Genomic DNA, 10,636 nt, shown 5'->3' on the forward strand with positions numbered 1-10,636 from the left:
TAAATGTGAAATCTGTGGGAGTGAAACTGAATTAATAAGAAAAGTATCTTTTGTTGATGCTCCAGGTCACGAAACTCTTATGGCAACTATGTTATCTGGTGCCGCAATTATGGATGGTGCAGTGTTAGTAATTGCTGCAAATGAGTCTTGTCCACAACCACAAACTAAAGAGCATCTCATGGCACTTGATGTTATCGGTGTTAAGGATGTTATCGTAGTTCAAAATAAAATTGATATTGTTTCAAAAGAAAGAGCTATTGAAAGTTATAATGAAATTAAGGAATTTGTTAAAGGTACTTGTGCTGAAGATGCTTTAATAATACCTGTATCTGCTCAACAAGGCGCTAACATGGATATCTTAATCGAAGCTATGCTTAAGCAAATCCAACCTCCTGAAAGGAACGTTGATGACACTGCATTAATGCATGTTGCAAGATCATTTGATATCAACAAACCAGGTTCCGGCGCTGATAAAATCAAAGGTGGAGTTATAGGCGGTACATTAGTTCAAGGAACTTTCAAACTTGGCGATACTATTGAAATCAGACCAGGTCCTACCAATAATGGTAAAAGAGTTACATTAAAATCAGAGATTATTGGTCTTGAGGCAAATGGTAAGCAAGTTGAAGAAATAGGTCCTGGAGGACTTGTGGGTATTGCAACCAAATTAGATCCATCATTAACAAAATCAGATTCATTGTCTGGAACTGTTGCCGGTGAAGAAGGTACATTGCCTGATGTATTGGATGCTTTCTCAATGGAAGCTAATCTGCTTGACCGTGTTGTAGGTACTAAAGAAGAGCGTGAAGTTGCTCCAATTAAGATTAAAGAACCGTTAATGATTAATTGTGGTACTACAACTACTATTGGTGTTGTTACTTCAACTAAGAAAAATGATGTAGATGTCACTCTTAAATTGCCAGTTTGCGCAAGCCCTGGTGATAGAGTCGCTTTAAGTCGTAGAGTCGGTGCTCGTTGGAGATTAATTGGTTACGGTATTATTAAGTAGAGGTAAATAATGAACTCTAAAGAAGTTGTGATTGATACCAATTTTTTTATGGTTCCTTTTCAGTTCAATGTGGATATTATCACTGAACTTGAAAATAAATTACCTTCTTATAAATTAACTACTCCAAGCTTTGTTATCAATGAATTGAAGGGTTTAAAAAATAATAATAAAGGTAAAGTAAGGCTGAATGCGAATTTGGCCTTAAAATTAGCTAATTCTTCAAAAGTTGAAATAAAGGATATTTCATTACTTGAAAACGAAACTGTGGATGATGCGTTACTTAGAGTTTCAGAAGTATTAGCTACAAACGATATTGAATTAAAAAATCGTGCAAAAGATAAAGGTATTACAGTTGTGTATTTAAGGCAAAAAAAATATATTGCTGTTGAAGGTAAAATATAATATTAATTAAACTTATTAAAAAAACGAGGGATTATTTTGTATTACAAAACAAAAATTGAGGATACTGTAAGAATTCCACCTTACAGATTTGAAAATCCACTTGAAGAAGTTGCTATTCAAACCTTGAATGAAACTTATGAAGGTCGTTTAGACAAAAAACTAGGTTTACTTATTTGTGTTAATGCAATAGACGAAATTAGTGAAGGAAGACTCATTATGGGTGATGGAGCATCATATCATAATGTTGTATTCGAAGCTATTTTCTTTAAACCAGAGCAACATGAGATCTTTAATGGTGAAGTAATTGATATTGTGGATTACGGTGCTTTTGTAAGAATTGGACCTATGGACGGTTTAATTCATGTTTCTCAAGTCACTGATGATTATATTAATTATGATGCCAAAAGGGGAGCATTGCTCGCAAAAGAATCTAACAAAACCTTGGATGAAGGAGATTTGGTTAGAGCAAGAGCAGTCAGTGTTTCCATAAAAGACGAATCTACTAATAATATTGATAACAACAGGAATTCCAAAATTCCTCTTACCATGAGACAAAATAACTTAGGCAGATTCGAATGGATTGAAGAAGCAAAACAAAAAAGTGTGAAGGGTTAAAAAATGAAAGCTTGTACTGTTTGTAAAATGATTTCAAGTAAAGACCATTGTCCTAGTTGTGGAAATCCGACTTCAGACAATTGGAGTGGTCTTTTGATTATAACTGATCCTGAAGAGTCCAGAATTGCTCGTGAATTAAATATCGAGGTTCCTGGCGAATATTGTTTAAGAGTAAGATAAAGGTGTTTTCGTGTTACGTTTAGATGCAGAATTAAATAAAGATATAATAATTGATCTCAAAAAGCCTTTAGGTAAATTATATCCTGACTTTGAAGATGCAATTGACGAAATTAAGTCTTCCGAGTTTTTAATTTCTGTTGGTGATGCGACTTTTGCTAATCTTACCGAATACAAATTATATCCTAATATTGGTATAATTGATAATTTAATTCAAAGAAAAAATCATACTCATGAAATTATACTTGCGGATCACATTCTAAAAGCCGATAATCCTGCTGGAACCATAACTGATGATCTATGGGAAACCATAGGCGAGGCTCTTGAATTATCTAACAATGGCGAATGTTATGTAATTGAAGTGGCTGGGGAAGAAGATCTTGCAGTTCTTCCTTGCATCTTAATGGCAAATCCGGAAACTACCATTCTATATGGTCAGCCTAATGAAGGATTAGTGCTTTTAAAAGCTGGTGATTTAAAAAATAAAGCTCAAAAGCTTATTGACGGATTTATTAATGAATAAATTAAATGAGGTTTTATCATGGAAATTGAATTTATTGAAGAAAAAGAAAATAAATTATTTAACAGAAAAGAAATTAAGTTTTATGTTGATTACGATGGAGAAGCAACTCCTAAAGTATTGGACATCAAATCCAAATTAGTTGCTTTATTAAACACTAAAAAAGAATTAATCGTTGTTGACAATGTACAACCACACTACGGTGAACCTAAAGCATTAGGTTATGCTAAAGTCTATGATACTGTAGATGATTTAACTTACATTGAAACTGAACATGTAATTGCTAAAAATACTGAACCGGAAGAAGAACCGGAAGAAGATGCTGAAGCAGAAGAATAGGTGATATAATGGTAAGAAAATCTGATTTATACGAAGTAGATGGAGACAAAATTGTAAGAAAAAACCAAATTTGTCCACGTTGTGGTGAAGGTGTATTCATGGCTGACCATGGTGACAGAGTCGCTTGCGGTAAATGCGGATACACTGAAATGAAAAAATAGATTTTTTTAAATCTTTTATTTCTTTTTTTTATTTATTTATTATTTTCAATCATTTTTTAGAAGGGATTTTTTTGGAAAATATTAGAAATGGTCGTTTTAAGACTGGAATGACTGATGAAGCAGCTATCTACACTTCATCACTTGAAGCTGATAAACTTCTTTTTGAAGCTGATATTAAGACTAATTTTGCACATACTTCAATGTTGAAGCATGAGGGCATTATCGATGAGGAAATTGCCGATAATATATTATGTGCTCTTGATAGCCTTAAGGAAGAAGGTTATGAAGCCTTAGTCTTCGACCCTTCAGTTGAAGATGTCCACATGGCTATTGAAAATTATGTAACTTCTAAAATTGGTCCTGAAGCCGGTTTTATGCACACCGCCAAATCACGTAATGATCAGGTGGCATGTGATGTCAGATTGGTTTTGCGCGAAAAAATCATTGAGCTCCAGATTGGCATTTTAGAGTTCATCGAAGGTTTGAATGAAATGGCAGGCGAGCATCTGGAAGATGTTTTCATCGGTTTCACTCACTTGCAGCATGCACAACCGATTACAATTGCACACCATTTGATGGCTCATGTACAGGCTTTAAAAAGAGATTATGAACGTTTTGAAGATACATATAAACGTGTTAACTTAAATCCATTGGGTTCAGCCGCAATGGCCACCACCAGTTTTCCAATCAATAGGCAGCTGACCACCGATTTGCTCGGTTTCGATGCATACCTGGAAAATTCAATGGATGGGGTTTCAACAAGAGATTTCATTGCCGAAGCAGTATTTGACATGGTTTCACTTTGTACAACCTTGTCTAAAATATGTGAAGAGCTGGTTTTATGGAGCACTTATGAATTCGGCGTTATTGAAATGGCGGACGAGTATTCATCAACTTCTTCTATTATGCCTCAAAAGAAAAATCCTGACGTTGCCGAACTTGCAAGAGGGAAATGCACAATTGTCAATGGTGAATTGGTAACAATTTTAACAATCCTAAAAGCCATTCCATATACCTACAATAGGGATTTGCAGGAAATAACTCCTCACCTATGGAATTCAATTAAGGTAACTCAAGACACATTGTCAATTGTAACCAAAATGATGCTTTCCGTTGAATTCAAAATCGACAGATGCGCTGAGCTTGCAGGTAAAAACTTTGCAACTGCAACCGATTTGGCGGATATCATGGTTCGTGAAAAGGAAATACCATTCAGAACCGCTCACAAGATTGTTGGAAGAATAGTCAACGAAGCTACCGCCAATGATATGGCAGAAGAGGACATTACCTCACAATTCATTGACGATATTGCAGTTGGATTGGGCTTTGATGAATTAAATTTATCTGATGATTTAATCCAGAATGCTTTAAATCCTGCGGAAAATGTCAGAATCAGATCCGTTCCTGGTGGTCCTGCACCTGAAATGGTGAATATGGCTAGAGATAATATTAAAGTATTCTTAAACGATGAATTTGAAAAGAAAGGAATTTAAATATTCCTATATTTTTTTAATTTTAAAAATTATTTAGGTTTACCTAAACTTTAAATACTCCTAACGACAAAAATGGTATTGTCAACATGACCTTGGTCATGTTGCACATGTGAGATATTTCTAGAATTACTTAATAAATTCTTAAGTAAGGCTCAGCTTCTATTAATGTCTCACATTTTATTCATTTTACCTTATTAAAACTCCAGATTAAATCAAGAGCTTCTCCAGGTTCTAATGCTCCTGAACGGGTTTCCCTTAATATTCTTTGAATTGAAAATTTTCTCATGTGTGGAAATTTCTTGTGAACTTCATAAAGAAGAGGACAACCAAATCCTTTAAATGTCTGCAAATCATAGTTTCTGATTAAGGATTTAATCTCTTGCTTGCCAACACTTAAACTTGCCGGAAGGTTCAAGCGATATAATGAATCCTCCTGTAAATTAATGCATTGACTACCTGTTGCAAGCATATCACCAAAGACAATTATTGGAATTTCGTTATCTTTTGCATATTGATTAACTAATTTTCCGGTATTTTTTGAGCATCTTCCGCAGGGATGCACGCTACCGCTGAATGATTCTCCTATGACTTGTGAATAATCCGCTTTGATGTATTCGTGTCTGACATTTAATGATTCGACCAGAGTGCTGATGTTCTTTTTGAATTGGTTTGGAAGAATTATTGTTCCAGGATCAACAGTGACTGCAATTGGATTGAAGCCTAATTTTTTAGCTAGAATAAGTGAAAAACTGCTGTCCACACCACCTGAAAGAGCAACAACCGCTTCAATATTTTCAGATTCATCAAATTCGTTTTCGCTAAAATATCTGTCGAAATTGAAACTGTAGATATTTTCTAATTTATTGTCAATAGTTTTTTCCAGGTTGTTCAATCCGACCAAATTCGAATCGATGTTGCGGATTGTCTTTTTAGATAATTTCAGTTTATATCTTTTATTTAAAAAATCGCCATATGATTCAACATGTATACTGTCAAGGCCTAACTTTTCTTTGAGTTTGCCAACAACCCAACCTCCCTTGCCTATAATTGCTGATTTGTCGGGTCGGTCCTCTGTAATAATCCACAATTCATTATTTTCAAAGTAAATGTCCTCAATGAAGATATTTACTTCATCATGGCCTATTTCCTCCCTTATGGCATTAACTTCATCTAAAATTAATTCTTTAGTATACATCTAATAATTATCTTTAATTTAGAAACTTTTAAAGATTTCTTAAAACATATATTACATTGAGGGAAATACATGGAATATAGAAAATTGGGCAACACTAATATTGAAGTGTCTGAAATAGCTTTTGGAGCTGAATTTTTAGTCGAAAGGCCTTATGAGGATACTGAAGTTTTAATTAAGGCCTGTGAAGAAAACGGCATTAATTTTGTCGACTGCTGGATGAGCGAGCCTGATGTGCGCTCACACCTTGGCCGTGCAATCAAGCCTAACCGTGAAAATTGGGTGATTCAAGGCCACCTTGGGGCTACATGGCAAAACAACCAATATGTAAGAACACGTGAAATGGACAAGGTAATTCCTGCATTTGAAGATTTTATGGAAAGATTTCAAATCGATACGCTTGATTTTGGTATGATCCACTATGTTGACCAAATTGAGGATTATGACAACATAATGAACGGTCCGTTCATTGAATATGTGAGAAAACTAAAGGATGAAGGGACAATAGCCCACATTGGACTCAGTACACATAATCCTGATGTCGGACTTTTGGCAGCCAAAAATCCAGAAATCGAACTTCTGATGTTTTCCATCAATCCTGCATTTGATATGTTTGGAGCAATGGACGATATTGAGGAGTACAGGAAGGAAGATGCATATGATAATGACCTGTCTTCAATCAATCCCCTAAGGGCAGAAATTTATGAATTATGTGAGAAGAATGGCACTGCACTGACAGTTATGAAAGGTTTTGCAGGAGGAAATTTGCTTTCTGATGAAACATCACCATTTGGTGTAGCTTTAACTCCTGTCCAGTGCATTCATTATGCTCTGGAACAAAAGGGAGTGTCAAGCATATTTGTCGGCGTTAAGACAGTTGACGAATTGAATGAATCCTTAAAATATTGCACAGCTAGCGAAGAGGAAAAGGATTACTCTGAAGTTCTGAAAAATGCACCTAAACATTCATTTAAAGGTCAATGTACCTATTGTGGCCATTGCCAGCCATGCAGTTCGGGAATCGATATAGCCATGGTGAACAAATTGTTTGATCTTGCAAAAAACCATGATGAAGTTCCGGCAAGCATACAGGAACATTATAATAACCTGAAATATAATGCGACTGACTGCATTGCCTGTGGTGAGTGTGAACCAAGATGCCCATTTGATGTGCCTATAGTGGATGTGATGCTTGATTCACAGGACCTGTTCGGATTTTGAAAATGTTTATAGTTAGTTGGAACAAAACTATTAAGTGATTATTATGGCTTATGAAATTAAAAACAAAAAAAATATATCAACAATTGGTGTTCATGCGGGCCAGGAAGAAGTTGATGAAACTGGTTCAAGGGTAACACCAATTTATCAGACTACCTCTTATGTGTTTGACTCAGCTGAACAGGCTGCAAATAGATTTGCACTTAAAGAGGCAGGAAACATTTATACCAGGTTAACCAACCCTACAACCGAAGCATTTGAAAAGAGAATGGCAGCTATTGAAGGGGGAACTGCCGCTTATGCAACAGCTTCCGGCATGTCAGCGATTTTTTATACAATCATTAACCTGACACAGGTAGGGGACAATATCGTTTCTGCAGATAACCTCTATGGAGGAACCTATGAATTATTTGAAAACACTTTAGAGGAATTGGGACGAACCGTAACCTTTGTTGACTCACAGTCACCGGAACTCTTTGAAGAAGCTATAAATGATAAGACAAAAGCTATTTATGTGGAGTCAATCGGAAATCCAAAACTCGACATTCCCGACTTTGACAGGTTGGCTGAAATTGCACACTCACATGGAATCCCATTAATTGCAGACAATACTGTAGGAATCGGTTCAGTAAGGCCATTTGACCATGGTGCGGATATTATTTCATCATCTGCAACAAAATACATTGGAGGCCATGGTACAACATTAGGTGGAATCATCATTGAAAAAGGTGATTTTGACTGGATGAACGGCAAATTCCCAACATTGTCCGAACCTGATGCAACATATAACGGTTTGGTGTTTGCCGAAACCTTCAAGGGAGCCGCTTTTACAACAAGAATCAGGGCAGTTGTCGGAAGGGACACAGGTGCTGTTCCATCTCCGTTCGGATCCTTCTTGTTACTGCAGGGTTTGGAAACTCTTGGTTTGAGAATTGAAAGGCACGCTTCAAATGCAATGGCTGTTGCTCGTCACTTGGAAGCTCATCCTAAAGTGGCATGGGTAACATATTCAGGTTTGGAAAGTTCACCGAATCATGAAGTCGCTAAAAAATACGCTGAAAAGGGTTATGGCGGAATAGTCTCATTCGGTCTTAAGGCAGGTTATGACGGAGCTTTAAAGTTCATTGAAAGCGTTGAATTATTGTCATTTTTAGCCAATATCGGTGATGCAAAATCATTAGTTGTTCATCCTGCATCAACCACTCATTCCCAATTGTCTGAAGAACAGCAGCTATCCACTGGAGTTACTCCTGATTTAATCAGATTTTCAGTAGGTATTGAGGATATCGAAGATATCCTGGCTGATGTTGACCAGGCTTTGGATAAAGTTTAAGCATGAAGTTTTTTTTTAAACTTCTCTTTTTTTCTTTTGCAAAGATATTTTTTTAAAAAAATCAATAAAATTAAAAAGACTTTTTAACTTTTAATGCTAAATATATTATATTGGTGATAAGATGGATTTTGATGAAAGACGTATCGATTTAGTTAAAACTTCTATTAAAAATGTTAATTCCGGTCAGAAAATCATTTCAAAATCATTGGATAATAAAGTTCATGTTCATTGGCCAAAAGAAGATGAATATTTAGGCAATGAATCAATTTTAGACCATTTAACATGTGATGATGCCAATTGGGCATATGAATATCTTGGTGAAGCAGTAGTTGAACGTCAGGTGCCTGGTGACGGACAGAAGGCTCATGGCGGAGATATTGAAACCGAGGAAGTAAAGGTTGTCAAACTTAGGGTTACAACCGGTAAGGATGAAAATCCATTAATAGACCTTGCTTTGAATCATCCGGAACCTCATGTAAGGATAGCTGCAGTTAAAAAAATTGCAAGCCCAAGTGTTCTAACCAGCATAATTGTTAAAGATGATGAGGATAAAGAGGTTAAAAAAGCTTGTTTGAATAGATTAGATGAGTTATACGTTGAATAGGTAGTATGGCATCTCCTGATGAATATGATGTTAAAATAGAATTCATTAAACATTCAGACAATCAAGAAAAAATAGTTGACATAGCTCAAAATGATTCTGATTGGCATGTTCGCCAATTTGCAGTTGCCTACATTGAAGATGAGGAAACCTTAAAGGACATTCTGGTTAATGACCCCATAAGTTCCGTATCGATTAAGGCTATGGAACAGATTAATGATATTGACTTTTTAACTGATGCCTGCTTAAACAATCCATTTTCCCATATACGTCTTGCAACACTCACCCGCATAACCGACGAATCCCTACTTTCAAGTGAAGATTTGTCAGGTCTTTTAAATTCCGTGGCTATAAATGATCCTAATGAATTTATAGTTAAATTGGCTGTTGAAAATAATAGTTTCAATAGTCCGGAAGTTTTGATAAGCATTGCCGAATCTGGGCATGATGAGGAAATTAGAAAAATTGCCATCTCTAAAATCACCGATGAAAAGATATTATCTGATTTTGCATTAAACGATTCGAGCGTATTCATACGCAGGGAAGCAATTTTAAACCCAAATCTAATTGATTTTGATATTTTGAGTGAAGTCATAAGAAATGATTCCGATGAATTCAATCGCCGTTGGGCATGTGAAAAAATTAATGACAAGGATTATCTGTTAAAACTGCTTTTTAATAAGTCTTTTTACCATCGTTTAGATGATTTGTCACTTAATCATAACTTAGATTGTGAAGATTACTTTAAGGGAATCTATGAAAATTCTGATGATGAATATCATTGTCTTGTCAGTGTCAATCTTATTAAGGATAATACATTTTTAGATAATGTAGTTTTAAATGAATCTGATGTGAAAATCAGGTTGGAAGCTATTAAGAATAATTATTTTTCAAACCAGAAAATATTGAATGACTTGATTTCAAGAGAAAATGACTCCGATATTCTTTTTTATGCAATTTCAAAAATTAGGGATGAGAATACTCTGGTGAATTATATTCAAACACATCTCAACGATAGCAGACCCACCCTGCAGGCAATTTTAAATGTGGGTGATATTGGACTTTTAAGGGATTTGACAAAACATTCAAATCCAAAAATACGCCTTAATGCAGTCAGATCAATTTCACATAATCTCAAAGATGATTATAATGTTATTTTAAAAGACATTGCATTGGCCGATGAAAATAGGGATGTGTGTCTGGAGGCAACAGGGGCAGTCACCGATTCTTATGATTTGATTGAAATTGCTGATAGGAATGATGATAATGAAATCAGGGCATTTGCACTAAAAAGGATTCCCACATCAAGATTATTGGACGGATTTCTGTTCGTTCGTGATTCAGATATTCACTCATCAGACTTCAGGCAGAAATTAAAATCATTTGCATTGGAAGAAAGTGATGATGAAATCAGACATATTGCAATTTTCAAACTTGATGATAAGGGGACTCTGGACAGGATTGCCTGTCTTGAAAATGATGATTCGATAGTTGCCAAAAATAGATTAAATACTCTTTTTGAAGATATCAAGCGTATCGATAATGAGCGTCTGCTTAAAAAATTAATTTCATCAGG

13 protein-coding genes are annotated in these 10,636 nt (G+C 35.4%); 12 read left to right on the forward strand and 1 reads right to left on the reverse strand.

Features of this window, described 5'->3' with window-relative positions; all coding sequences use genetic code 11:
• The 8 genes from E7Z79_RS07920 to argH form a co-directional block, all read left to right on the forward strand.
• A partial coding sequence (locus E7Z79_RS07920) for a translation initiation factor IF-2 subunit gamma (protein WP_303739420.1) occupies positions 1-1,009 on the forward strand: 1,009 nt, incomplete at its 5' end.
• 9 nt (positions 1,010-1,018) lie between these two features.
• The gene (locus tag E7Z79_RS07925) at positions 1,019-1,411 is read left to right on the forward strand and encodes a PIN domain-containing protein (RefSeq protein ID WP_296784930.1); all 393 of its coding nucleotides are present in this window, start codon (positions 1,019-1,021) and stop codon (positions 1,409-1,411) included.
• Positions 1,412-1,447: 36 nt separating this feature from the next.
• The gene (locus E7Z79_RS07930; RefSeq protein ID WP_303739421.1) at positions 1,448-2,026 is read left to right on the forward strand and encodes a DNA-directed RNA polymerase; all 579 of its coding nucleotides are present in this window, start codon (positions 1,448-1,450) and stop codon (positions 2,024-2,026) included.
• A 3-nt stretch (positions 2,027-2,029) separates the two neighbouring features.
• Complete coding sequence (spt4, locus tag E7Z79_RS07935; RefSeq protein ID WP_303739422.1) at positions 2,030-2,206, forward strand: transcription elongation factor subunit Spt4; 177 nt, start codon at positions 2,030-2,032, stop codon at positions 2,204-2,206.
• Between the two features lie 10 nt (positions 2,207-2,216).
• Positions 2,217-2,726, forward strand: a complete 510-nt coding sequence (locus E7Z79_RS07940) for a GTP-dependent dephospho-CoA kinase family protein (RefSeq protein WP_303739423.1) — start codon at positions 2,217-2,219, stop codon at positions 2,724-2,726.
• Positions 2,727-2,744: 18 nt separating this feature from the next.
• On the forward strand, positions 2,745-3,062 hold the full coding sequence (locus E7Z79_RS07945) for a 30S ribosomal protein S24e (RefSeq protein WP_303739424.1): 318 nt from the start codon (positions 2,745-2,747) through the stop codon (positions 3,060-3,062).
• A gap of 8 nt (positions 3,063-3,070) precedes the next feature.
• Complete coding sequence (locus E7Z79_RS07950) at positions 3,071-3,223, forward strand: 30S ribosomal protein S27ae (RefSeq protein ID WP_067042875.1); 153 nt, start codon at positions 3,071-3,073, stop codon at positions 3,221-3,223.
• A gap of 71 nt (positions 3,224-3,294) precedes the next feature.
• The gene (gene argH / locus E7Z79_RS07955; RefSeq protein WP_303739425.1) at positions 3,295-4,716 is read left to right on the forward strand and encodes an argininosuccinate lyase; all 1,422 of its coding nucleotides are present in this window, start codon (positions 3,295-3,297) and stop codon (positions 4,714-4,716) included.
• A gap of 181 nt (positions 4,717-4,897) precedes the next feature.
• On the opposite strand, the gene E7Z79_RS07960 is transcribed toward argH, so the two are convergent.
• A complete protein-coding gene (locus tag E7Z79_RS07960; protein WP_303739426.1) occupies positions 4,898-5,911 on the reverse strand; it encodes an ATPase in 1,014 nt (337 codons plus the stop codon).
• A gap of 69 nt (positions 5,912-5,980) precedes the next feature.
• On the opposite strand from E7Z79_RS07960, the gene E7Z79_RS07965 reads away from it, so the two are divergent.
• The 4 genes from E7Z79_RS07965 to E7Z79_RS07980 form a co-directional block, all read left to right on the forward strand.
• Positions 5,981-7,129, forward strand: coding sequence for an aldo/keto reductase (locus tag E7Z79_RS07965; RefSeq protein WP_303739427.1), 1,149 nt, complete (start codon positions 5,981-5,983; stop codon positions 7,127-7,129).
• A gap of 43 nt (positions 7,130-7,172) precedes the next feature.
• Positions 7,173-8,459: an O-acetylhomoserine aminocarboxypropyltransferase/cysteine synthase family protein gene (locus E7Z79_RS07970; protein ID WP_303739428.1), complete on the forward strand. Its 1,287-nt coding sequence runs from the start codon at positions 7,173-7,175 to the stop codon at positions 8,457-8,459.
• A gap of 121 nt (positions 8,460-8,580) precedes the next feature.
• Positions 8,581-9,063 carry a hypothetical protein gene (locus tag E7Z79_RS07975; RefSeq protein WP_303739429.1) on the forward strand — a complete coding sequence of 161 codons (483 nt, stop codon included), beginning with the start codon at positions 8,581-8,583 and terminating at the stop codon, positions 9,061-9,063.
• Positions 9,064-9,068: 5 nt separating this feature from the next.
• A partial coding sequence (locus E7Z79_RS07980) for a hypothetical protein (RefSeq protein WP_303739430.1) occupies positions 9,069-10,636 on the forward strand: 1,568 nt, incomplete at its 3' end.

This window comes from Methanobrevibacter thaueri (assembly GCF_015062905.1).
Taxonomy (GTDB): Archaea; Methanobacteriota; Methanobacteria; order Methanobacteriales; family Methanobacteriaceae; genus Methanocatella; species Methanocatella thaueri_A.